Source organism: Massilia mucilaginosa, assembly GCF_011682145.1.
GTDB classification, from domain to species: Bacteria; Pseudomonadota; Gammaproteobacteria; order Burkholderiales; family Burkholderiaceae_D; genus Telluria_A; species Telluria_A mucilaginosa.
Genome location: NZ_WHJH01000373.1, coordinates 1 through 280 on the forward strand (window position 1 = coordinate 1; position 280 = coordinate 280).

The following is a 280-nucleotide window of genomic DNA, read 5'->3' on the forward strand; positions in this document are numbered from 1 at the left end:
CAGAAAGTGCTGATCGTGCGTGGCGAAAGCGGGCGCGAGCTGATGGCCGACGGGCTGCGCGCGGCCGGCGTGATCGTCGCCACCGTGCCGGCCTACCGGCGCAGCGTGCCGGTGCTGACGGAGGCGCTGGCGCAGCAGTTGCGCACGCTTTTGCAGGGCGACAACGATTGGATCATCACCAGTTCCGAAGCCCTGCGCGCTCTGGTGGCGCTGGTGGCGCAGCTGGACGACCCGGCCCTTGTGGAAAAAATGCGCCACCCGCACCGGATCGTGCCGCACG

The 280-nt window shown here is 69.3% G+C and carries 1 protein-coding gene; it reads left to right on the top strand.

Annotation, left to right across the window (positions count from 1 at the left end; all coding sequences use genetic code 11):
- Positions 1 to 280 (top strand): uroporphyrinogen-III synthase (locus tag F2P45_RS35225; RefSeq protein WP_187367273.1); only part of this gene is annotated, 280 nt, incomplete at both ends.